23 protein-coding genes and 1 pseudogene are annotated in these 20,604 nt (G+C 64.1%); 13 read left to right on the forward strand and 11 right to left on the reverse strand.

The window, feature by feature from the left end:
- Nucleotides 1–30 precede the first annotated feature (30 nt).
- Both ACERI1_RS03640 and ACERI1_RS03645 read right to left on the reverse strand, forming a co-directional pair.
- Nucleotides 31–684, reverse strand: coding sequence for a metalloprotease (locus ACERI1_RS03640; protein WP_373616670.1), 654 nt, complete (start codon nucleotides 682–684; stop codon nucleotides 31–33).
- Entirely contained in the window at nucleotides 684–2,453 is a 1,770-nt protein-coding gene (locus tag ACERI1_RS03645) for a TraB/GumN family protein (RefSeq protein ID WP_373616671.1), read from the reverse strand. Before ACERI1_RS03645 ends, ACERI1_RS03640 begins: the two co-directional genes overlap by 1 nt.
- 142 nt (nucleotides 2,454–2,595) lie before the next feature.
- Between ACERI1_RS03645 and ACERI1_RS03650 the strand changes: the two genes are divergently transcribed.
- Complete coding sequence (locus ACERI1_RS03650; RefSeq protein ID WP_373616672.1) at nucleotides 2,596–2,751, forward strand: rubrerythrin-like domain-containing protein; 156 nt, start codon at nucleotides 2,596–2,598, stop codon at nucleotides 2,749–2,751.
- A gap of 12 nt (nucleotides 2,752–2,763) precedes the next feature.
- On the opposite strand, the gene ACERI1_RS03655 is transcribed toward ACERI1_RS03650, so the two are convergent.
- Complete coding sequence (locus tag ACERI1_RS03655) at nucleotides 2,764–2,991, reverse strand: hypothetical protein (protein ID WP_373616674.1); 228 nt, start codon at nucleotides 2,989–2,991, stop codon at nucleotides 2,764–2,766.
- A gap of 92 nt (nucleotides 2,992–3,083) precedes the next feature.
- Nucleotides 3,084–3,863: an HAD-IIA family hydrolase gene (locus ACERI1_RS03660; RefSeq protein WP_373616675.1), complete on the reverse strand. Its 780-nt coding sequence runs from the start codon at nucleotides 3,861–3,863 to the stop codon at nucleotides 3,084–3,086.
- Between the two features lie 143 nt (nucleotides 3,864–4,006).
- Between ACERI1_RS03660 and ACERI1_RS03665 the strand changes: the two genes are divergently transcribed.
- Nucleotides 4,007–4,474, forward strand: coding sequence for a hypothetical protein (locus tag ACERI1_RS03665; protein WP_373616676.1), 468 nt, complete (start codon nucleotides 4,007–4,009; stop codon nucleotides 4,472–4,474).
- A 197-nt stretch (nucleotides 4,475–4,671) separates the two neighbouring features.
- Here ACERI1_RS03665 and ACERI1_RS03670 read toward each other — a convergent pair whose 3' ends face one another.
- Nucleotides 4,672–4,851, reverse strand: coding sequence for a hypothetical protein (locus tag ACERI1_RS03670; RefSeq protein WP_373616677.1), 180 nt, complete (start codon nucleotides 4,849–4,851; stop codon nucleotides 4,672–4,674).
- 204 nt (nucleotides 4,852–5,055) lie between these two features.
- Between ACERI1_RS03670 and ACERI1_RS03675 the strand changes: the two genes are divergently transcribed.
- Nucleotides 5,056–5,187 (forward strand): rubrerythrin-like domain-containing protein, encoded by a 132-nt coding sequence (locus ACERI1_RS03675; protein WP_373616678.1) that lies wholly within the window; start codon nucleotides 5,056–5,058, stop codon nucleotides 5,185–5,187.
- A gap of 80 nt (nucleotides 5,188–5,267) precedes the next feature.
- Here the strand turns inward: ACERI1_RS03675 and ACERI1_RS03680 are convergent, their stop codons facing one another.
- A complete protein-coding gene (locus ACERI1_RS03680; protein ID WP_373616679.1) occupies nucleotides 5,268–8,387 on the reverse strand; it encodes a chromosome segregation ATPase in 3,120 nt (1,039 codons plus the stop codon).
- 385 nt (nucleotides 8,388–8,772) lie between these two features.
- On the opposite strand from ACERI1_RS03680, the gene ACERI1_RS03685 reads away from it, so the two are divergent.
- From ACERI1_RS03685 to ACERI1_RS03700, 4 genes and pseudogenes are all read left to right on the forward strand, one after another.
- On the forward strand, nucleotides 8,773–10,284 hold the full coding sequence (locus tag ACERI1_RS03685) for a phosphoenolpyruvate carboxykinase (ATP) (protein ID WP_373616680.1): 1,512 nt from the start codon (nucleotides 8,773–8,775) through the stop codon (nucleotides 10,282–10,284).
- A 165-nt stretch (nucleotides 10,285–10,449) separates the two neighbouring features.
- A complete protein-coding gene (locus ACERI1_RS03690; protein WP_373616681.1) occupies nucleotides 10,450–10,641 on the forward strand; it encodes an HEWD family protein in 192 nt (63 codons plus the stop codon).
- A 76-nt stretch (nucleotides 10,642–10,717) separates the two neighbouring features.
- Nucleotides 10,718–11,020: pseudogene (gene cutA / locus ACERI1_RS03695) on the forward strand (divalent-cation tolerance protein CutA).
- 82 nt (nucleotides 11,021–11,102) lie between these two features.
- The gene (locus ACERI1_RS03700) at nucleotides 11,103–11,585 is read left to right on the forward strand and encodes a 50S ribosomal protein L11 (RefSeq protein ID WP_092933124.1); all 483 of its coding nucleotides are present in this window, start codon (nucleotides 11,103–11,105) and stop codon (nucleotides 11,583–11,585) included.
- A gap of 176 nt (nucleotides 11,586–11,761) precedes the next feature.
- Here the strand turns inward: ACERI1_RS03700 and ACERI1_RS03705 are convergent, their stop codons facing one another.
- The gene (locus ACERI1_RS03705) at nucleotides 11,762–12,370 is read right to left on the reverse strand and encodes a hypothetical protein (protein WP_373616682.1); all 609 of its coding nucleotides are present in this window, start codon (nucleotides 12,368–12,370) and stop codon (nucleotides 11,762–11,764) included.
- Nucleotides 12,371–12,596: 226 nt separating this feature from the next.
- Between ACERI1_RS03705 and ACERI1_RS03710 the strand changes: the two genes are divergently transcribed.
- From ACERI1_RS03710 to ACERI1_RS03725, 4 genes are all read left to right on the forward strand, one after another.
- Entirely contained in the window at nucleotides 12,597–13,229 is a 633-nt protein-coding gene (locus ACERI1_RS03710) for a 50S ribosomal protein L1 (protein WP_373616683.1), read from the forward strand.
- Between the two features lies 1 nt (nucleotide 13,230).
- Complete coding sequence (locus tag ACERI1_RS03715) at nucleotides 13,231–14,271, forward strand: 50S ribosomal protein L10 (RefSeq protein ID WP_373616684.1); 1,041 nt, start codon at nucleotides 13,231–13,233, stop codon at nucleotides 14,269–14,271.
- Between the two features lie 21 nt (nucleotides 14,272–14,292).
- The gene (gene rpl12p, locus ACERI1_RS03720) at nucleotides 14,293–14,634 is read left to right on the forward strand and encodes a 50S ribosomal protein P1 (protein ID WP_373616685.1); all 342 of its coding nucleotides are present in this window, start codon (nucleotides 14,293–14,295) and stop codon (nucleotides 14,632–14,634) included.
- Nucleotides 14,635–14,784: 150 nt separating this feature from the next.
- Nucleotides 14,785–16,023 (forward strand): tripartite tricarboxylate transporter permease, encoded by a 1,239-nt coding sequence (locus ACERI1_RS03725; protein ID WP_373616686.1) that lies wholly within the window; start codon nucleotides 14,785–14,787, stop codon nucleotides 16,021–16,023.
- 10 nt (nucleotides 16,024–16,033) lie between these two features.
- On the opposite strand, the gene ACERI1_RS03730 is transcribed toward ACERI1_RS03725, so the two are convergent.
- Nucleotides 16,034–16,876 carry a BtpA/SgcQ family protein gene (locus ACERI1_RS03730; RefSeq protein ID WP_373616687.1) on the reverse strand — a complete coding sequence of 281 codons (843 nt, stop codon included), beginning with the start codon at nucleotides 16,874–16,876 and terminating at the stop codon, nucleotides 16,034–16,036.
- A gap of 116 nt (nucleotides 16,877–16,992) precedes the next feature.
- Between ACERI1_RS03730 and ACERI1_RS03735 the strand changes: the two genes are divergently transcribed.
- The gene (locus ACERI1_RS03735) at nucleotides 16,993–18,093 is read left to right on the forward strand and encodes an NADH:flavin oxidoreductase/NADH oxidase (protein ID WP_373616688.1); all 1,101 of its coding nucleotides are present in this window, start codon (nucleotides 16,993–16,995) and stop codon (nucleotides 18,091–18,093) included.
- A gap of 35 nt (nucleotides 18,094–18,128) precedes the next feature.
- Here the strand turns inward: ACERI1_RS03735 and ACERI1_RS03740 are convergent, their stop codons facing one another.
- Together ACERI1_RS03740 and ACERI1_RS03745 are read right to left on the reverse strand one after the other, a co-directional pair.
- Nucleotides 18,129–18,917, reverse strand: a complete 789-nt coding sequence (locus ACERI1_RS03740; protein ID WP_373616689.1) for an HpcH/HpaI aldolase/citrate lyase family protein — start codon at nucleotides 18,915–18,917, stop codon at nucleotides 18,129–18,131.
- 72 nt (nucleotides 18,918–18,989) lie between these two features.
- The gene (locus ACERI1_RS03745) at nucleotides 18,990–19,553 is read right to left on the reverse strand and encodes a thioredoxin family protein (protein WP_373616690.1); all 564 of its coding nucleotides are present in this window, start codon (nucleotides 19,551–19,553) and stop codon (nucleotides 18,990–18,992) included.
- A gap of 207 nt (nucleotides 19,554–19,760) precedes the next feature.
- On the opposite strand from ACERI1_RS03745, the gene ACERI1_RS03750 reads away from it, so the two are divergent.
- The gene (locus ACERI1_RS03750) at nucleotides 19,761–20,210 is read left to right on the forward strand and encodes a pyridoxamine 5'-phosphate oxidase family protein (RefSeq protein WP_373616691.1); all 450 of its coding nucleotides are present in this window, start codon (nucleotides 19,761–19,763) and stop codon (nucleotides 20,208–20,210) included.
- A gap of 62 nt (nucleotides 20,211–20,272) precedes the next feature.
- Here the strand turns inward: ACERI1_RS03750 and ACERI1_RS03755 are convergent, their stop codons facing one another.
- A complete protein-coding gene (locus ACERI1_RS03755; RefSeq protein ID WP_373616692.1) occupies nucleotides 20,273–20,500 on the reverse strand; it encodes a hypothetical protein in 228 nt (75 codons plus the stop codon).
- Between the last annotated feature and the right edge of the window lie 104 nt (nucleotides 20,501–20,604).

The raw sequence follows: 20,604 nt of genomic DNA on the forward strand, positions 1-20,604 counted from the left end.
ACCGCGGTCAGCGACGACCGCTTGTGGGTCTCAGAAGAGCCCGACGAAGAAGAGAACGTAGCCCGCAAGCAGGACGCTCGGGACGAACACCAGTGCGAAGACACCCTTGTGCCACTTGAGGACGGATTTCCCGTCCAGCGGACCGAAGGGGATCATGTTGAACGCGGCCAGAAAGAGGTTGATCCCGACCCCCATCTGCCCGATCGCCGTGAGCAGGGCCGGCAGGAAGCCTGGCGTCGCAGCGAACATCAGCAACGGGACGAAGAGGGCGGCGAGCAGGAGATTCGTCACCGGGCCGGCGACCGCGATCAGTCCGTTCTCCCGCGTCGTGATCTGGCCCCGATGGTAGACGGCCCCAGGTGCGGCAAAGAGGAAGCCGACGACTGCACCGAGCAACGCCAGAAAGAGCATCTGGTAGTCCGCGCGAAACTCGGCGATCTGGCCGTGTTCGATCGCGACGACCTTGTGTGCGAGCTCGTGCAGCAGGAAGCCGACGCCGACAGTCACGAAGCTGATCCCGACCGAGATGGTGAACTCCTCGACACTGGCGAGCCCGCGGTGAAACGGCGCTCGGATCAGCGCAAACGCCACGCTGAGCGCGATCCAGGCCACGGCGAGATCCCGTAGCTCCCTGTCGCTGAACGTGAGGTCGTGCTCTTGGGTGTGAGTCGTCCGATGGCTCATCAGAGGAAACCTCGCAGTAGCTCGAGGCTGTTTTGCGCCCCTTGGAGGAGCTGGCCCATCAATGCGTCGACGCCGCCGATCTCGGGTGCCAGCCACGGCAACACCACGAACGGGAACAGGAACGTCGCGATCATGCTCCCGATGTTCGTCAGCGCGACGATCATGATCAACCGAAACAGCGGGACGTCGAACATCGCCGAGAGGGCCTCGTCGATCGGCTGTTCGGTATCGTCGACGATCTCGTTTAACGTCTGGATGTCACGGACGTTGACCGGTCGGTGTCTGAGTTCGACGTAGCCGGCGAACCAGCCCGGCGCGAGCAGCGGGTTGATACTCGTCAGCCAGGCGATCGCACCGCCGACGCCCGCGCTGGTCCAGCGCGCGCCGGCCAGCCGCGCCAGCCCGAAAGCAAAGACTCCGTTGAACAGGAACCAGGCGACAAACAGTTTCAGCAGGAACGTGTTCCTGACCCCCGCCATGATCAGCAGGAAGAAGAAGGCCAGAAAGCCCACCATGATCAGGTAGCCGCCGATCTTCAGCGGCGAGAACCGGCGGCTCGAGGTGGTGCCCGAGATCGACTCGAGCGACGGCAGTTCCTCGGGATTTCGCAGGTAGTGTTCAATGCCGGCTTTGTGGCCGGCACCGACGACGGCGAGGACGTCGTATCCCTGTTCACGCAACTCATAGAGGTTGTGTGCGATGTAGGCGTCGCGTTCGTCGATCAGGGCGTTTGCGCCGCCCGGACTGAACTGGCGGAACTCCTCCATCATCGCGTCGACGACGTCGCCGTCGGTCATCTCCTCGATGGCGATTTCGTCGACGTCCTCGACATCAGCACCGAATGCGTCGAAGACGAGCCCGAGGACGAGCCCGATCGTCACGCCGACACCGAGACCGGCAAGAGATCCAGCCGTGCCGCGGACCGCGTAGAGACCGACGTTCTCGAGGGTCGCAGCCGAGAACGGCCCGACGAACGTGCCGGTCACGACCAGCGCGAGCCCGCCGACAATGCCGAGGACGACCCCGGCGAGAATCCGTATCGAGAATCCCGAAAGATAGCCGCCGGCGTACTGGCCTGCGGACTCGAGGGAGGGAAGCGCCGCGAGGCCGACGAACGCACCGATGAGTGCACCGATCGCGCCGCCGCCGGCATACTGCAGCAGTGTGGGATCGGACAGCCCGACCAACAGCACGTCACCGATGCCAAGTAGTGGGGCAAGAAACGCACCGATGACGAGCCCGACGAGCGCACCACTGACGGCACCGAGCGTGAGCCCGAGGGTTCGGGGCTCGGTGATTCCGAGTGCGAGCCCGCCAACCATCTTCAACTTCTCGACACCGGAGAGCCGACTCCAGAACCGCTGGATCGTCACCTGAATGTCGCGGTCGACCAGCGCGACGCCGCTGCCGTTTGCCTCGGCGGCTTCGATGCCGGCTCGCATGTCGGCACCCGGCTCGATGTCGAACTGGTCACCAAGCCGTGACTGGACGTACGAGAGCATCCAGTAGGCCAGAAACTGGAAGACGGTGTTGCCCGACAGGAGGTCTTCGGCTTCGATGTCGTCGGGTGTTCCACCTTGCATCTGGCGGTAGCGCCCCTCGTCGAGTTCGACGGCGACGACATCGGGATCCTCCCGGTCGATCGTTTCGCGCACTTCGTCGACACTCGCTTGCGAGACGTGTGCTGTCCCGAGGACCTCGACGGAGCCGCCGTCGCCATCGGGTGGTGCTGGCGGCTCCGGCACGTCGGCCTCGCCTGCATCGCTCATTACAGGCTCAACTCGGCGGCGACTTTTACCAGTATCGGACACCAGGTCGAACGTGTCACCGGTCGCAGTCGTGACGCGGACTGTCCTTGACTCCCCGTCGGCCGGGACCATACTTATGAAAGTGGGCGTACAAGTCACTGGTATGCCTCACGATCAGGACGTCGAAGGTGCGAACGATCCGGACTCTGCGTCGACGTACGAATGCCTGCAGTGTGGAAACGTCATCGAAGCGACGACTAATCCGGGGAAATGCGAGTGTGGCGGCGAGTTCCACAACCGGGCGAAATCGCTCGAATAAAAGACCGATCGACTACTCTGCGTCAGTCGAACCGGACCGCGGATCGTACTCCTCGGCGGTCTCGAGTAGGTCCTCGATGGTTCCACGGGTGTCGGCAGCGGTCGCGCCGACGAGCCCACCGATCGCACCGCCAGTACTCGCGGCGTTGCGACTGAAGACGCTGCCGATTGCTGCACCGATCGCTGCTCCGATGGCTGCGTAGCGCGCACGCAGCAACACTTCGCTGAGACGTTCTCTCATGTGTCGTACGTTGTGACTGTGAGTGATAAATATATCTCTCGAGCGCGCGTGACGAGGGAGACGGGGTGAAAAAGCGGCGTCTGGAGACGTACCTACAGGAGCGTCTCGACGGCGGCAAGCGACTCGAGGACGTGGTCGGGTTCGATCGACGACTCGGCGAGGACCGTCCGGTCAGTGACGCCGGTGAGTACCAGAGCGGTCTCCATACCGGCGCGATTCCCGAGTGCGATATCGGTGTTGAGCCGGTCGCCGACGACGAGCGTGTTCGCGGGCTCGGCGTCCAGCCGGTCCATCGCTGCGGTAGCCGCGATCGAGGACGGTTTGCCAAGAATCGCATCCGGCTCGCGACCGGCGACGGCCTCCATCGCAGCGAGGATCGCCCCCGTCCCCGGAATCTCGCCTTCGTCAATCGGGATCGTCGCGTCGGGATCGGTGCCGTAAAACGGTATTTCGCCCTCGAGCGCTCGCAGCGACTCCCAGAGCGTTCCGAACGAAAACTCCCTGTCGAACGATCCCAAGACGACTTCCGCCGCGTCGGGATCGTTCGTCAGTTCGACGGCTGCGTCCTCGAGAATCGCCTCGAGTCGCCCGTCGCCGACGAGAAAGACCCGCTCGCCAGGGTGGGTCGCCGCGAGGTACTCAGCCGAGACGGTCGCAGAGGTGAGGACGGTCGCCGGATCGACGTCGATCCCGTGGGGTGTGAGTTTCGCCCGGTAGTGGTCGGCGCCGCGCGTCGGATTGTTCGAGAACAGGAGTCGCGAACAGCCCGCTGCCTCGAGCGCTCGTAGACCATCGATCGCGCCGGGAAGCAACGCTTCACCCCGGACGATCGTTCCGTCGACATCGAGGATCGCCGCCTCGTACGTTGTCATTGCCCGCGGATACGGATGGCAGGCGATTGAGTGTTTGGATGGGCAAGACGAATCCAACAGCACATGACCGGCAGTGCCCACGGCTCGTTCCACCAGCACGACCGGTGGGAATTCTTATCCGACGATCCGACCTACGACCGCGTATGACACTCGAGGCCGAGCCCCCCGAACCGCCGGAACTGGAGTTCGTCGACCCGAACGAGTACGAGGATGCAACGATTAGCGCCGACGGCGAGGAGATCGACTACCGTCGCGAGGAGCTGCAGGCGTTCCTCGAGGAGGGCGCATGGGAGGAGGCGTTCGACGAGTGGCGCGTCGACACCGATCTCACAGAGCGTGAGTACGGAATTGCCCGCGATCTCGAGCTGTTCGGCGGGTTTGATTTCTTCTGGGACGACTTCGCCGACCGCGTCGGCTATCACGCACCGGGAATTCCGGAAGACTGGCAGGCACGGGAGTATCATCCCGACCTCGACACCTGGGGGACGGTCTCGGCGATCAACGCCGAACTGACGGAGTTCGGGCAGCTCGTCTCCGTGACTCTCAAAGAGGAGTACGTCGACTGGGAAGCCGAGTACGAACCGCCGGAAGACCTGCCAGATTTCGACTGAGACGGACGTCCGTCATACGGACTCCTGTCAGTGGGTGCCGGTGAGACCGCGACCGTCCGGCGGGCCCACCGAGAACTCGTAACAGCAGACTGTCTCAGTGGGTAGCGGCGCACCCACGACCCGCTATGCGAGCCCACCGGATCCCCGTGACAGCAACCCGTATGTGGGCTGGGGACGTCGGACGAGCACAGGGCGGACTATCCGGTCCACTCGCCTGCGAGATCGCCGCTGATGTTTTCGCGCCAGTGTTCGAACCCTTCTTCACAGTCGGTGCTGTCATCGATATGATCGACGAAGCCGGCGCCGGGTGATGTGAGTTCGTCGCCACAGAACGGACAGATGACCGGGTCGCGCCAGTTCGTTGCGTTGGTTGCCATTCTCACTGCGGTCTATAATGAACTATTATATAAGTCTCGTGCGTTAAGAACTATTACAATTGGCATGGCATATGATCTCATTTAATTTGTGTGGCTCGAGACATGCTGTCCCTCGGTTGTCTGTACTCGGTGTCCTGCCGTTCAGTAGCAATCGACAGCACACTCATGGAAAGCGTTAACATACACCACCACATACGTAGTGACATGACTCTCAGAAACGAACGGGAATACGTATGCGTGCAGTGTGGCCGACGGGAAACGGTCGGCGACGCACTCCTCAGTACCTGTCAGCAGTGCGGGAGCGAGATGCGAAACGCCGAGTTGATCCGCGAGTAGACACCGCCAGCACCGTCAGTCCTCGCTGTCACTCGCTCGAGCGCCGCCAGCCCCCTTCTGAACCGATCCGTAACGCCGCGTCAGCGAGCGACGGTCATCGCGACGCCGAGCAAGACGAGACCGACGATGACCGCCCCCGCGCCGGTCGCGGCACTGCCGACGAGCACGGCAACGGCTCCGGCGACGACACCCGCAGCACCACCGCCAGCGGCGATCGACGACAGAAGCCCCGGCGTCGCGCTCGTGTCTGCCCGCACGGTGTCGAGTTCGCTCCGAAGCGCCTCGAACTCTTCGTCTCGGTCACCCTGTGTCTCGATATCGCCGAGCCGTGTGTCGATCGTGCTGAGACGCTGCTCGAGCGCAGAGTGTTCGTCAGCAATCGTAGCCAGCCGTCCATCCAGTGCGTCGAGTTCGGAGTCGAGCGCCTCGACCGCCGATTCGTCGGGACTGGAGTCGACAGCCTGCGCGAGGTCGTCGTGATCCGTCCGAAGCGACTCGAGTCGATCGGCGACGGTCGAGACGTCGGCTTCGATCGCGGTCACGGCAGCCTCGCTCGCCGCATCATCGACCGCTTCGATGCGGTCACTGTGATCGTCCAATCGATGCGCGACCTCATCGAGTCGGTCGGTATGATCGTCGAGTCGGTTCGTTGTCTCCACGACTCGTTCGTCGTGGTCGTCCAGCCGATTCGCGGTTTCGTCAAGACGCTCGGCGTGATCGGTTAGTCGGTTCTCAGCCTCATCGTGACGGTCGTCGTGGTCGTTGAGCCGGTGCTCGGTCTCGTCGACGCGCTCATCGATCGCCGACATCGTCTCGGCAAGCGCGTCCGTTTCGCGCTCGAGGTCGGCTTCGAGCGCAGTGAGGTCTGCCGCGAACGTCGTTTCCACGTCGTCGAGCCGGTCACCGACCGTCTCGAGCGTCGTCACGAGGTCATCGATCTCGTCCTCGGCGTTGGCGAGCGCGTCACGCAGCGTATCCAGCTCGTCGTCCGTGACCGATTCGGCATCGCTCCGTTCGACCATCGACTCGAGCGCCGCGAAATCGTTGTCAAGCGCGCTCGTCGCCGACTCGAGACGGGCATCGATGTCGGTGACGGTTTCGTCGATCCGCTCCTCGAGTGTGTCTTCGAGCGAGTCGACCGAGGACTCGAGTCCGCGGATGTCCGCTTCAACCGTCTCGAGATCCGTCGCGAGGCTGTCGACCGTCTCCGTGCTGGCTGCGCGCGCCGTGAGGTCATCCAGTTGCGTTTCGATCGCCGAAATCGTCCCGTCAACGTCGTCGAGTGCCGCCTCGAGCTCCGTTATCTCATCCTCTATGCGGGTGTCGAACGTCTCGCGGACCGTGTCCAGTTCGTCGTCGATAGCGCCGAGTTCCTCGTCGAGCGTCGTCTCGACTGTCTCGAACCGTGCGTCGGTCCGCTCGACGTGTTCCGCGAGTCGGCCAGCAACGCCGTCGAGGCGCGTCCGCAGTTCTTCGAGCCGGCCAGCGACGCCGTCGAGTCGCGCCTCGCGCTGCTCGAGGGCTTGCTCGAGATCCGTGATCTCGTCTGTGAGCTCCGAGACGGTTCCCTCGAGTGTCTCGAGTGACGCTTCGGTCGCGGCGGCCACCGCGAGGTCGTCGACCTCTGTCCGGACCTCGTTGAGTGCCTCGTCGATCGTCGCCGCCCGATCGGTGACGGTCTCGAGATCGGCAGCCAACTCGACGAGTCGATCGTCGAGCGTGGATCGCTCGTCGGCTGCTGTCGCCTCGACTTCGGTGAGCGTTTCGTCGACGTCGTCGACATCGGCCTCGAGCGCGTCGAACGCGTCCGACAGGGCCTCGAGGTCGTCGGAGAGCCGCTCAATGTCGTCGTCGAGACTCGCAACGACCGTTTCGGTAGCGTGGGTCTCGCTTTCGGCCTCGAGCTCGGCCAGGTCGTCGGCGAACGACTCGAGCCGGTCGTCGAGTGCGGCGACGTCTTCGGCAGCGGCTGTCTGGGCGTCGACGTACTCGAGGTCCTCGAACAGCGCCTCGAGATCCTCGCGGACGGACTGGATCTCGTCATCGCGATTGGCAAGTCGGTCGAACAGCTGGTCGATAGCGTCGTCCGTGGGATCGGGGTCCGCGTCGGCGGCTTCGAATTCGTCGAAGGAGAGTGCCGTATTCGTAGGTGATCCGCCCTCGAGAGCCGATTTCGCGTCGGGCGGGGACGTGTCGGCTCCAGCGAGTTCGGGTCTGGTTATCGCTTCGTCGGCCTTGACGTCGTCTCGCGCGGCCGCGAGCGCGCCCCTGACGGCGCTCTCAGCGGGCGTGTCCGCGAGTCGAACGTCTCGGACCGAGAACGGGACCGTCGCCGCATCGAAACGCCCTCCGACGAGGAACTCGAGGCCCTCGATCGCCCCGTCGCCCGCGATCGCGACTGGGATGGACAGCCCCCGCTGGACATCGGTCTCGTCGGCTTCCGCTCGGATCGCGTCGATCAACTCGGCCACGAGGTCGTCGTAGGCCTCGGCGAGGGCGCTCTCGAGCCCGCCTGCTGCCACGTCGGGGTCGAGCGTCAGGTCCTCGAGTGTACTGGCCACCTGTGGTGGCGCGTGATCGGTGTCGGCGGCCACGCGGTCGACGATCCACTCGTGGCCCTTCGCGATCGAAACGGCAACCGCCGGCACGCCGTAGTACGCCACCGTAGCACTGGTCGTCTGGGCCTCGAGACAGACGCCGAGCCCGGTGTAGTTGTCGGCTGCAAACTGATCGTAGATGACGGCGAACCCCTTGCTGATCGGCCTTGGTTCGACGTCGCGATCGGTCAGTGCTGCTGTTACGGCCTCGTGGTGGGTGTCGGTCGGCGCTGCCGTATCAACCGGCGTTCCCACCGTCGTATAACAAAGTCGACCGTCGGTCGCGTCCCCGATGGCGTCGTCGACGAGCGCGTCCAGAAGGGGCAGCGCATCTGCAGGGACATCCCCAGCAAGCATACCGTCTACGAACAGTGACTGGGGTTCCCCCTCGGTCGTCTCTGCGGCGTTCTGGGCTGCCGTCCCGACCGCATACGTCGTTTCGTCGACCTGGACGGTGTCGCTCTCCGCTGCGAGTTCAGCCGCTGCAAGCGTGTCGTCGTCGACCGGCAGCACGATCGGCGGGACCGAATCGATCGTCGGGCCGTCACCGTCGTCGGTGGCGGCGCGAATCGCTGCTGGCCCGATGTCGAGACCGTACTCCATGCCCTCGGCAACTCGAACCACCCTCTTGTGACTTTTCCCGGGAATACCAGATGTGATACTGCCGGACGGCACGGGTCAGACACCGAGCAGACGCACGGCACAATCGCTGACGGCGAGGGGATATCGAGGCGTGAGTGGACAGTCATGAACAGCTAACGAGCCCCAATCTAGTAAGAAAACCGACACAGGTGAGTTCAGAATTATCTCGTATCTGAATACTTGTGACAGGGAGTCACGGAGCCTGTGTCATAGGGGTGTGCCAATCAGAGTATTGCCGGCTACTCAGGGTCTACGCACCGTACGTCACCTCGTCACTGGGTACGCCATGCCACACAAAGAGAGAAATCCTCACGTTTATCTATCAGGCTGGTGGTGGTTTATGTGTATGTCTGAAACCGGGACGGAGTCTCGTCCGCTGGTCCGGCAACTTCCCGATCCAGCGGCAGCGTCGAACGTCCGGTACAACCCGTCGCTTGAGGAGCTGCGTGAACTTGCCAAACCCGACGAGACGACGACCGAGTTCGGGTCGCCGTCGTACGTCAGCGAGTTTCGGTCGCGGAGTTCCGATCGGACGAAAAACGCCATCGACCACGAGTTCACCGACCACGATCAGGAACTGATCGACGACGCCGTCGATCTGGCTTCCGACGTCGAACTGGTCTGTGTCGACCGGCTGATGGGCCGCCATCCGGACGCGTCCTTCTGCTGTCGTCTGTTCGTTCCCGTCGAGCACGCTCGGATCGCCTACGCGTGGGCGAACCTCTTCGAGCCCGCCGACGGGGCGGACCCCGATCTCTACACCGTCCAGCTGCCCGACTACGACGAGACTGCGATTCGCGTCCTGCCCGACACCGGCTTTACCGCCGTGCTGGGCAGCGACTACACCGGTGAGGCCAAGAAATCGTTCCTGCGGCTGTTCATGTATCGGATCAAACAGCAGGGCGGCCTCGGTCTCCACGCGGGCAGCAAGCGCGTCCGCGTCCGCAACGAAAACGACGAGCTCCAGACCGTCGGTCAGGTGTTCATGGGCCTGTCCGCGACCGGCAAGTCCACGCTGACCTCCCACGGCTGCTGGCTCGAGGACCCCGAAGACGCGTCCATGCTCCAGGACGACGTCTGTGGGCTGCTCTCGGACGGCTCCGTCGCCGGCAGCGAGGGACAGGGACTGTTCATCAAGACGATCGGCCTCGGCGAGGACGAACAGCCCGAACTCTACGAAGCTGCAACCGACGAGTCGGCCATCCTCGAGAACGTCGCGGTCGACGACGACGGCACCGTCCACTTCGACGAGGACCGCTATACCTCGAACTCTCGGGCGATCATCCAGCGTGACGAACTCGAGAGCGCCGACGAGGAGATCGACCTCGGCAGCATGGATCAGGTCTTCTTCATTACGCGCAACCCCCTGATGCCGCCGGTCGCCAAGCTCAACGAAGAGCAGGCCGCCGTCGCATTCATGCTCGGCGAGTCGATCGAGACCAGTGCGGGCGATCCGTCGCGGGCCGGCGAGTCGATCCGCGTCGTCGGGACCAACCCCTTCATCATCGGCTCTGAAGGTGAAGAGGGCAACATCTTCCACGAACTGATCGACATTCTCGACGTCGACTGTTACGTGATCAACACGGGATATCTCGGCCAGAAGTCCCAGGACATCGGTGTCACCGAGTCCGTGACGATTCTCACCGAGACCGCTCGCGGCACCATCGAGTGGACCGACGACGAGGAGATGGGGCTGACGATCCCCGAAACCGTACCTGGCATCGACATCGAGGAGTTCTACGTGCCGGACCACGTCGAGGACTACGACGAGGCGCTTTCGGACCTCCGCGCCGAACGGCGGGAGTATCTCGAGCAGTTCGAGCAACTCCGCGACGAGATCAAAGACGCCGTGTACTGAACTGCCGGACGCTCGGTTGTCCGACCGGAGACGCGTACGTGATGTCTTCTGGCGTGCGCGATCGCATGAGCTCTGATTCCTGCTACAATTACCAAGCGCGAGCGACGGGGCTTCGCTTGCCGCACACGAATACTGTTATATGTGTCGAGTTCCCACGGGTGGGTAATGAGCGCACAGGTACGAACACCGACCGCGCGAGTCTGTGAAGTATGCGACCGCGCCGAAGTCTGGGACGAAGAGCTCGAAGCGTGGCAACTTGCCCGCGAAGACGGCGAGAAACAGGTTGGTAATCCACACTGCCTCCACGAGTGGGACATCAACGGCACGTTCAATCCGGTCGACGAATCCGATAGCTAACGATCGGGCCACGCGACGGTCGTCGCCCGCACGTCGTGGTAGTATCCTTTTTCCCGGCTCGAGCGTAGCCGCTGTTATGCCAACGGTCTACATTACAGCCCCACTCGAGGCAGCCGACGAGCTCGCCGAAACGCTCGTCGCGGAGCGACTCGCCGCCTGCGTCAACCGGGTCGAGACGACCTCGACGTACCGCTGAGAGGGTGAGGTCCACCACGATGACGAAGTGATCCTCTTCGTGAAGACGACCGACGACGTCTACGACGACCTCGTCGCATACGTCGAAGAACAGCATCCCTACGACGTGCCCTGCATCGAGCGGTTCGACGAGGACGACGTCCTCGAGTCGTTCGCGACGTGGCGAGCCGACAGCGTCGAGTAGCCGAGCGGGTACGACAGACGGTCACAGGCGATGATTGGCTGAATTAGCAACCCTTAAAACTCGCGCACGGGTTGTGACGGGTATGGCTGGAACCATCGAAGTGCTCGTTCCGGGTGGCCAGGCCAACCCTGGCCCGCCGCTCGGTCCCGAGCTCGGACCGACCCCCGTCGACGTGCAGGCTGTCGTACAGGAGATCAACGATCAGACCGAGGCGTTCGACGGGACCGAAGTCCCCGTCACCGTCGACTACGAGGACGACGGCTCCTTCGAGATCGACGTCGGTGTGCCACCGACGGCGGCGCTTGTCAAGGACGAAGCCGGCTTCGAAACCGGCAGCGGCGAGCCCCAAGAGGACTTCGTCGCGGACCTCTCCGTCGATCAAGTCAAGAAGATCGCCGAGCAGAAACACCCCGATCTGCTCGCGTACGACACGATCAACGCCGCGAAGGAAGTCGTCGGCACCTGTGCCTCGATGGGCGTCACCATCGAAGGCAACGACGCTCGCGAGTTCAAAGAGCGCGTCGACAGCGGTGAGTACGACGACGTGCTTGCAGCCGACGCATAATCTGAGATACCGTTTCGGTACGCGGGTGCCCGCGTCTTCTTTGTGATGGCACCCTCATTCGATGCCGCTATCAGCGTTGGTACCGGGACAGTTTCTTCCACCGTACTGACAATATTGTAGCCACCCCTCGTCAGTGCAGGTTCAGGGAGGCCGATCGCAGCTCGAGCGCGCCAGAACTAGATCTTGTTCGCAGGTGGAACGGTTCGCTCGTCAGGTCGTGCCGTCCCAGCGCCGCCAAACAGCACGCGAACCCCCGCACCGAGACCGAGCGCACCGGCGAGCCCAGCAATGGCGACGGTCGCCGGTAGCGCCAGCCCGGCGAGCCCGCTCACGAGCGCGCCGACGACGATGCCGACCCACAGCCGGTCGCTTCCGAGCCGTGAGGCGATCGTACAGCCGATCGCGGTGAGCCCGATCGCCAGCACCACTGGAATGACTGTCGCTCCGAGAATGACCAGCGGGATACCGAAGAACACCCCGACACTGGTGTCGACGATGAGATAGCCCGTTCCCGCGAGCGCGCTGACGACGAGCAGACTCGGGAACCCGATCCCGACCGAGATCACCGGACTCTGGCGCGATTTTCGGACCGCTTTGCTCCCATGGCTATGGAGCAATCCGAGCACGATCATCGTGACGAGCACGGCGACGACGAACTGGATACCAACCCGGACGAACGGCTCGAGTGATCGATACGCCGCGAGCGCGCCGTCGGCGACGGACAGCGTGCCGGTCGAATCCGAAGCCGGCTGCCCAACCCTAGTATATAATTCTAATGGCCACATCGACGTATATTACACGAGATCTTATAATAGAACTTTTGATAATCAGGGTGACATACCATTCGGTGTTGTGAGGAGCGACCGTGTTGTGGTGAGACGCGCGGTCACATACCAGGATCGCGGGTAGTTCGACGGGTTTAAGTCTGCGATGACACTTGGTTCAACGGAGACAGGCATCGCCTGTTTCACTGACCCGTAGGAGCACTCCTGCGTACTACGGAGGTGAACGATGGCAGATTCGGATATTGAAACAGCAGTAGCCCGCGCACTCGAGGATTCGCCCAATCGGAACTTTACCGAGACGGTCGACCTCGCGATCAATCTGCGCGACTTAGACCTGAACGAACCGTCGAACCGCGTTGACGAGTCGATCGTCCTTCCGTCCGGAACCGGACAGGAAACTCGCATCGTCGTCATCGCCGAGGGAGAAACCGCAGTCCGTGCCGAAGAGGCAGCGGACGAGGTCCTCTCGGGCGACGACGTAGCCGATCTGGACGACGACGAGGCCAAGGACATGGCCGACGAGACGGACTTCTTCATCGCCGAAGAGGCGATGATGCAAGACATCGCCCGGCACCTGGGTACCATTCTCGGTCCCCGAGGGAAGATGCCGGACCCGCTCGCACCCGACGACGACGTCGTCGAAACCGTCAACCGGCTCAAAAACACCGTGCAGCTTCGCTCCGGCGACCGACGAACATTCCACACCCTCGTCGGCGCCGAAGACATGGATGCCGAGTCGATCGCCGACAATATCGACGTCATCCTGCGTCGCCTGCACGCCGACCTCGAGAAGGGGCCCCAGAACATCGACGCCGTCTACGTGAAGACGACGATGGGGCCGTCCGTGGAGGTGGCCTAGAATGAGCGCACAGGCTGAACGCAAAACCGAGAACCTTCCCCAGTGGAAGAAAGAGGAAGTCGACGAACTCGCCGAGATCATCAGCGAGTACGAGAGCGTCGGCATCGTCGGCATCGCCGGCATTCCTTCGAAGCAGCTTCAGGACATGCGCCGCGACCTGCACGGCACCGCCGAGTTGCGCGTCAGCCGCAACACCCTGCAGACGCGCGCGCTCGAGGACGCCGGCCTCGGCGACCTCGTCGAGCACATCGAGGGACAGGTCGGCATCGTCGGCACGAACGAGAACCCGTTCTCGCTGTACAAGGAGCTCGAGGCGTCGAAGACGCCCGCTCCGATCAACGAGGGCGAGGTCGCGCCCAACGACATCGTGATCCCTGAAGGGGACACCGGTGTCGACCCGGGACCGTTCGTCGGCGAACTCCAGAGCATCGGCGCGAACGCACGCATCGAAGAGGGTTCGATCCAGGTTATGGAGGACTCGACGGTCTTAGAGGCCGGCGAGGAAGTCTCTGCGGATCTGTCGAACGTCCTCAACGAGTTGGGCATCGAGCCCAAGGAAGTCGGACTCGACCTGCGCGCCGTCATCGCTGACGGCGTCCTGTTCGACCCCGCAGACCTCGACATCGACGTCGAGGCCTACCGGAGCGACGTGTCGACGGCCGCTGCTCGCGCCCAGAACCTCTCGATCAACGCGACGTTCCCGACCGCGGCGACCGCACCGACGCTCATCGCCAAGGCCACGGGCGAGGCCAAGAGCCTCGGCCTGCAGGCCGCGATCGAGGACGAAGCCCTCATGCCCGACCTCGTCAGCAAGGCCGACGCACAGCTGCGTGCGCTCGCGACCCAGATCGACGACGAGGAGGCACTCCCTGAGGAGCTTCAGGGCGTCGAGGCGGCCGCTCCGGCGGCAGCCGACGACGAGGACGAATCGGCAGACGACCAGACCGAAGACGAGGCTGAGACCGACGAGGCCGACGCCGACGATGATGACGACGAAGACGACGGCGACGGCGCGGCAGGTCTCGGCGAAATGTTCGGATAACGACTCACGGAGGATACACCAATGGAATACGTATACGCTGCACTCATCCTGAACGAATCGGACGAAGAGATCAACGAAGACAACCTCACGAACGTGCTCGACGCCGCCGGCGTCGACGTCGAAGAGTCCCGCGTCAAGGCGCTCGTCGCCGCGCTCGAGGACGTCGACATCGACGAGGCCGTCGAAGAAGCCGCTGCCGTCCCCGCTGGCGGAGCCGCCGCAGGCGGTGCCGCAGCTGCGGAAGGTGGCGACGACGACGACGACGACGCTGAAGAGACCAGCGACGTGCCGGACACGACGGACGAAGACGAGGAAGAAGAGGAAGACGCCAGCGGTGAAGGCCTCGGCGAACTCTTCGGATAACCGCTCCGTCGATCCGGTTTCGACGAGTTGCACACCCCGATTTTTCTTGCGCTCGCGGATGAGTGGCGACGCCGCAGTGGAGCGGCGCCGACGGCTCACGCTCCACGGCGAGCCGAGAGTATATGAGTGAAGGCGCGGCCAGAGCCGCCAATGGCTGCCCCAGTGGAGGTCGTCGTTGAGCCGGCGCTGACGCTGCAGTTGCTCGCGTGGGTCCTCGCCGGCTCGCTGTGTGGGACCTGTAGCGGGCTCGTCCCGGGACTACACGCCAACAACTTCGCACTCGTGCTGGCAGGAATCGCTCCGTCAGTCCCCGGCCCGCCGCTGTTCGTCGGCTGTGCGATGCTCGCCGCCGGCGTCGTCCACACCTTCCTGAACGCCGTCCCGGCGATGGCGCTCGGCGTTCCCGACGCGGAGATGGCCGTCACCGCGTTGCCGGGTCACCGACTGGTCCTCGAGGGACGTGGCCCCGAAGCGATCAGACTCTCCGCACTCGGGAGCGTCCTCGCCGTCCTCGCTGCGGTCCCGCTTGCTGTCCCTGTGACTCGCGCCGTGACCGTCGTCTACCCGACGCTGCGGGCCCATCTATCGGTGCTCCTCGCAACGATCGTGGTCGCGTTACTCGCCTCGGAGCCGACGTGGCGAAGCCGCCTGGGTGGCCTGCTCTCGTTCGGGCTGGCCACCGGACTCGGCGCACTCACCCTGGATCTCTCGCCGGCAGCGCCGCTCGAGGTGGGCGGCACCCTCGCGCCGCTGTTTGCCGGCCTCTTCGGGGCACCGGTGTTGATCGACGCGGTTCGCGGGAGCGGGATCCCCCGGCAGGACGGCCTCGAGATCACAATGTCGCGCGGACTCCTCGGGGGGACGGCGGTCGCCGGCACGCTCGCGGGTGCTGCAGTCGGCTACCTGCCCGGTATCACGGCTGCGATCGCCGCCGTCGCGGTGCTGGTCGTCGTCCCGGCGGAAGCCAGTGACCGGGGGTACATCGTCGCGACCAGCGGCGTCGACACGGCCAACACGGTTTTCGCGCTTTTCGCGCTGGTCGCCATCGGCCAGCCCCGAACCGGCGTGCTGGTCGCCGTCGACAGTCTGGGCGTGCCACTCGAGATACCGATCCTGCTTGCTGCCGTCTTGCTCGCGGGACTCGTCGGCTTCGCGCTCATCCTGGTCGTCGGGGACGCCTATCTCGAGTTCGTCGGGCGGCTCCCCTACTGGCAGGTGTCGGCTGCCGTTCTCGCAGTGCTTCTCGTGCTCTCGTTCCTGTTTACCGGCGTGGTCGGCATTGCGATCTTTCTCGTCGCGACCGCGATCGGGCTGGTTCCGGTTCGGCTGCGAGCTCGGCGCGTCCATCTGATGGGTGTCTTGATCGGGCCGCTGATGCTTGGGATCTGACGTTTCAGTATCAGCGGTCATCCGGACCTGCCGCTCGAGCGGCTGCCACGAGGTCTGCGACGCGCTCGCTGGCGACTGGCGCGGTCGTCTCCCCGCCGTCTTTAAGCGCAGTGCCGACGATGACGCCGTCTGCACCCGCTTCGAGACAGTCGCCGACGGTCTCGGTCGTCACCCCGCTGCCGACAAACACCGGAGTCCGATCGTGGCCGTGTGCTGTCAGCTCATCGGAAACGCGCTCGACATCTGCAAGCGGCGTTTCGACGCCCGTTCCTGGTCCGGAGACGATCACGCCGTCTGCCCGACCGCGCTCGACCGTCTCGAGCGCTGTCCGGTCGATCGGTCGCTCGCCGACTGGCGTCGCGTGTTTGACGTGGACGTCCGCGAGGATTGCGACATCGGTTGCAAGCCGATCACGGAGCCGAAGCGTTTCGTGGGCGCGGCCCTCGAGCACACCCTGATCCGTCGCGGCGGTACCGACGTGGACGTTGACGCGGACGAACGCGGCATCGACGGCTGCGGCGATCGACAGCGCTGCCTCGGCGTCGTTACGAAGCACGTTGATGCCGACCGGCACGTCGACGGCGTCGGTCACGGTCGTCGCAATCGCTGTCATCTCTGCAACGACGTGTTTCGATACGTCATCCGGATAGAACGGGGAATCTCCGAAGTTCTCGAGGATGATCCCGTCGATTCCGCCGTCGGAAAGCCGGCGTGCGTCCGCGAGCGCACGAGCGCGGACGGCGTCGCGGTCGCCGTCGAATTCAGGCGCGCCGGGCAGCGCCGGGAGGTGGACCATGCCGACGACGGGCCGGTCGGCGCCGAAGCGCTCGAGCAGTGCTGTCCTCGTGGTCATACCAGTGCTGGGAGCGCGAGCGGGATAACGTGATGTGGTGGCGAGATAGGGGCTCGAGCCGGCAATCCCCTCCCCCACCAGGGCTGTTTTCTCTCTGCCGAGGGTATTTCCAGCCGATGGCCGACTTGCTCTCCCCGTTGTCGCTGCGCGAAACGGAGATTCCGAATCGCATCGCCGTCTCACCGATGTGTCAGTACTCCTGTGAGCCCGACGGCCTGGCGACCGACTGGCATCGGGTTCACCTCGGGAGCCGTGCCGTCGGCGGTGCTGGCATCGTCATGACCGAGGCAACCGCCGTTGAGCCACGCGGTCGTATCACACCCCACGACCTCGGGATCTGGAGCGACGAGCACGCGGCAGCGCTCGAGCCGATTACCGAGTTTATCCGCGAGCAGGGGTCCGTGCCGGGAATCCAACTCGCTCACGCGGGTCACAAGGCGAGCAAAACGCGGCCGTGGGACGGCAACGTGCCGAAACAGCCCGACGAAGGAGGGTGGGAAGTGCTCTCACCGTCTCCGAATGCCTATCCGCCGTTCGACGGCGACCGACCGGCACTGTGCAAGGCCGACGCGGACGACATACAGGGCGTGATCGACGCCTACCGTGCCGCGGCCGAGCGCTCGCTTGCAGCCGGCTTCGAGATTGCCGAGGTGCACGCGGCCCACGGCTATCTGCTCCACGAGTTCCTTTCGCCGGTCACGAACCGCCGGACGGACGACTACGGCGGCAGTTTCGAGGACCGCACGCGACTGCTCCGCGAGGTCGTCACCGCAGTCCGTTCGGTCTGGCCCGACGACAAGCCGCTTTTCGTCCGCATTTCCGGCACCGACTGGCTCGCAGACCGCGAATCGTGGACTATCGAACACTCCATGCGGCTGGCCGACGACCTCGCACCCCTCGGTGTCGATCTGGTCGACGTCAGCTCCGGCGGCCTCCACCCCGAACAGGCCGTCCCCGGCGGTCCGAACTTCCAGGTGCCACTGGCCGAACGCGTCCGCAGGGGGGCCGACGTCGCCGTCGGCGCGGTCGGCGGCATCACCGAACCCGAACAGGCCGACGCGCTGGTTCGCAACGGTCGCGCCGACATCGTGCTCGTCGGCCGGGAGTTCTTGCGCGATCCGTACTTCGGGCTCCGCGCTGCTGGCGAACTCGAGCGCGATCCGGACGACATCACAGCACAGTGGCCAGTTCAGTACCGCCGAGCCGCCAATCGGTAATCGAATCAGGTCAGGTTAGCCGCCCTCTCAAGCGCTCATCTACCGTCGTAGTCGTCTAACCACCCCGTCACTGCCGACTGCAACGCGCCCGTGGTCGTGCCGATGTTCAGCAACTGATACCCCTGCTGTGCCTTCTCGTTGACGTCGTCCATTCCGAATCCGAGCCCGCCGACCGGGACATCCGCCTCGAGGGCTGCCGATCGGATCGTCTCGACGGCTTCCTCGACCTCGGGATGATCGAACTCGCCTGGATGCCCCAGTGAGACCGAGAGGTCGAGCGGCCCGATGAAGACGAAACCGAGTTCCGGTACTTCGAGAATGTCCTCGAGGTCGTCGAGCGCTGATTGGGTCTCGACTGTCACGCCGACGACGACCGACTCGTCTTCGGTCGTCACGTAGTCGTCGGCGAGCCCCCAGCGGCTCGCACGGGGGTTCGCGAGCCCGCGCCGGCCGGGATCGCCGTCGTACTCGAACCGACCCGCACGGACCGCGCGCTCGAGTTCCTCGGCGCTGCCGACACGTGGAAGGAACACGTTCCGGACGCCGGCGTCCAGTGCCTTGCGGACGAGCGCCGGATCGGTGTCGGGGACGCGAACCAGTAGTTCCGTCTCGGTACCGTCGACCGCCCGAAGCAGCCCCTCGAGCCGGTCGGCGTCCCACGGACTCGGCCCGCCGTGCTCGAGGTCGATCCAGACGAAGTCGACGCCGAGCGCTGCGTAGAGTTCGACGATCGTCGGACTGTACGTGCTCTCGAGGACGCCGAGCGCGACGTCGCCGGCCTCGAGCGTCTCGCGGAGTTGGTTTCCGCGTGGCTGATGGCTCACGACTCGGGCTCCCACGGCCACCATTAAAATCGATCTGCCGACCGGTTGCCCGTCGAGACAGTCAGCTCGTCTCTACTCGTCTTTCCACTTGATCGAACAGCCCTGCGAGGGCTGCCACTCGAGATCGACCGCTTCGCCGGCCAGGACGGCGTCGATCGCCTCGCGAATGTGGAACCGGGTCGGCTCGTCGTCGGGGTTCAGCGCGTCGTCGAGGCGACCGTGATAGACCAGTCGGAACTCGCCGTCCGACCGGGCAAAGAGGAACGGATCTGGCGTGCAGACCGCACCATACGCCCGGGCAACATCCTGGCTCTCGTCGCGGAGATAGGCGTCGTACTCGATCGTTCCGTCGTCGACGTACGTCTGCATCGCCTCGAACGAGTCGTCGGGATATTCGTCGGCGTCGTTCGGATTGATCCCGACGACCGCGACATCGTCGTACTCCGCCGAGAGGTCGTTCAGCAGGTCGAACTTCGCCTGTGCGTACGGACAGTGATTGCACGTAAAGACGACTAACAGCGCCTCGTTGTCGGCAAACGACGCGAGCGAGTGGGTGTTCTCGTCGACACCCTCGAGTTCGAACTCGGGGGCGACGTCGCCGGCCTCGAGTTCCGATTCGGATTCCTTCAGGACCATGCCAGATCGTTCGGGTCGTTCGTCCTTAACGCTCCCGCTCGGTGTGGCTGGCTCGAGCGACCGCTGACGGAGAGCAGGGCGTGACTGGCTGGCTGCTCATCGCTGGTCGTGCCCGTCATCTGGTTTGGCAGCCAGATAGACAGCCTGTGCTGACAGTCAGGGTCGTCGTGACAGCGTATTTTTTGCGCTCGGCTCGTCAACCGGGATATGCAAGGGTTGCGCTGGCTCCAGATGAGCGACGACGAGATCGCAGACTTCCTCGGTCGCGGTGGGACGGGCGTCCTCTCGTTTGCCACCGGGTCAGACGAGCCGCCGGTTTCGATACCGGTGTCCTACGGCTACAACGCGGATGAGAAACTGTTGTACTATCAGCTGTCGACGCCCGAAGACAGCCGGAAGAGCGACCTCATCGACCAGCCCGTCTCGTTCGTCGTCTACGGGAGATCCGATGGCAAGTGGGAAAGCGTCATTGCAACGGGTACGCTCGATGATATCGAGGACAAACCGTACGAATCCAGTGCGGTTCAGGGGATGTGGGCGATTGAGATCCCGCACGTCGACATCTTCGAACGACCGCGAGACGAGGTCACGTTCCACTTTTTCAGCCACGATCCCGACACGCTGACGGGACGAAAAGAGGTCCCCTCTCGTTCCTGACAGTCCTGCGACATCTCCCCAACCGTAAATCGGCGCATAGCCGACGGGTCGGCGGACCTGTGCTAGCCGAACAGTTCAGCGATCGAGAGGAGAACGCTTGGAACGACGAGCAGGGCGATCCCGACGACGATCAGGACAAGCGGCAAGACGAGTATCCCCATGTCGGTCAGCAACCAGAGTCCAAGGCCGGCCACCACCGCGACCACCCCGACCAGCCGAAGCAGCCAGACGAATACGCCTTCGAGCTCCGAATCGGCGACGAGATCGACGAGTTCGAGCACATCGTCCATAGCTGACTGAATATGTCAACCCACAGCACTTGAATTCGGTGCTCGACCATTCCGGCTCGTCTCAACGGATCCATCGCCTCGAGACCGGCCTCCTGCCACCGAGC

The sequence above is a fragment of the Natrinema sp. HArc-T2 genome (assembly GCF_041821085.1).
GTDB lineage: Archaea > Halobacteriota > Halobacteria > Halobacteriales > Natrialbaceae > Natrinema.

Coding starts and splice junctions, on each gene's coding strand:
- ACERI1_RS03705 (WP_373616682.1), bottom strand. CDS start 12,370: ATGTGGCCATTAGAATTATATACTAGGGTTGGGCAGCCGGCTTCGGAT.
- ACERI1_RS03660 (WP_373616675.1), bottom strand. CDS start 3,863: ATGACAACGTACGAGGCGGCGATCCTCGATGTCGACGGAACGATCGTC.
- ACERI1_RS03750 (WP_373616691.1), top strand. CDS start 19,761: ATGCAAGGGTTGCGCTGGCTCCAGATGAGCGACGACGAGATCGCAGAC.
- ACERI1_RS03745 (WP_373616690.1), bottom strand. CDS start 19,553: ATGGTCCTGAAGGAATCCGAATCGGAACTCGAGGCCGGCGACGTCGCC.
- ACERI1_RS03735 (WP_373616688.1), top strand. CDS start 16,993: ATGGCCGACTTGCTCTCCCCGTTGTCGCTGCGCGAAACGGAGATTCCG.
- ACERI1_RS03755 (WP_373616692.1), bottom strand. CDS start 20,500: ATGGACGATGTGCTCGAACTCGTCGATCTCGTCGCCGATTCGGAGCTC.
- ACERI1_RS03690 (WP_373616681.1), top strand. CDS start 10,450: ATGAGCGCACAGGTACGAACACCGACCGCGCGAGTCTGTGAAGTATGC.
- rpl12p (WP_373616685.1), top strand. CDS start 14,293: ATGGAATACGTATACGCTGCACTCATCCTGAACGAATCGGACGAAGAG.
- ACERI1_RS03675 (WP_373616678.1), top strand. CDS start 5,056: ATGACTCTCAGAAACGAACGGGAATACGTATGCGTGCAGTGTGGCCGA.
- ACERI1_RS03650 (WP_373616672.1), top strand. CDS start 2,596: ATGCCTCACGATCAGGACGTCGAAGGTGCGAACGATCCGGACTCTGCG.
- ACERI1_RS03715 (WP_373616684.1), top strand. CDS start 13,231: ATGAGCGCACAGGCTGAACGCAAAACCGAGAACCTTCCCCAGTGGAAG.
- ACERI1_RS03710 (WP_373616683.1), top strand. CDS start 12,597: ATGGCAGATTCGGATATTGAAACAGCAGTAGCCCGCGCACTCGAGGAT.
- ACERI1_RS03665 (WP_373616676.1), top strand. CDS start 4,007: ATGACACTCGAGGCCGAGCCCCCCGAACCGCCGGAACTGGAGTTCGTC.
- ACERI1_RS03700 (WP_092933124.1), top strand. CDS start 11,103: ATGGCTGGAACCATCGAAGTGCTCGTTCCGGGTGGCCAGGCCAACCCT.
- ACERI1_RS03685 (WP_373616680.1), top strand. CDS start 8,773: ATGTCTGAAACCGGGACGGAGTCTCGTCCGCTGGTCCGGCAACTTCCC.
- ACERI1_RS03680 (WP_373616679.1), bottom strand. CDS start 8,387: ATGGAGTACGGTCTCGACATCGGGCCAGCAGCGATTCGCGCCGCCACC.
- ACERI1_RS03655 (WP_373616674.1), bottom strand. CDS start 2,991: ATGAGAGAACGTCTCAGCGAAGTGTTGCTGCGTGCGCGCTACGCAGCC.
- ACERI1_RS03645 (WP_373616671.1), bottom strand. CDS start 2,453: ATGAGCGATGCAGGCGAGGCCGACGTGCCGGAGCCGCCAGCACCACCC.
- ACERI1_RS03640 (WP_373616670.1), bottom strand. CDS start 684: ATGAGCCATCGGACGACTCACACCCAAGAGCACGACCTCACGTTCAGC.
- ACERI1_RS03725 (WP_373616686.1), top strand. CDS start 14,785: ATGGCTGCCCCAGTGGAGGTCGTCGTTGAGCCGGCGCTGACGCTGCAG.
- ACERI1_RS03730 (WP_373616687.1), bottom strand. CDS start 16,876: ATGACCACGAGGACAGCACTGCTCGAGCGCTTCGGCGCCGACCGGCCC.
- ACERI1_RS03670 (WP_373616677.1), bottom strand. CDS start 4,851: ATGGCAACCAACGCAACGAACTGGCGCGACCCGGTCATCTGTCCGTTC.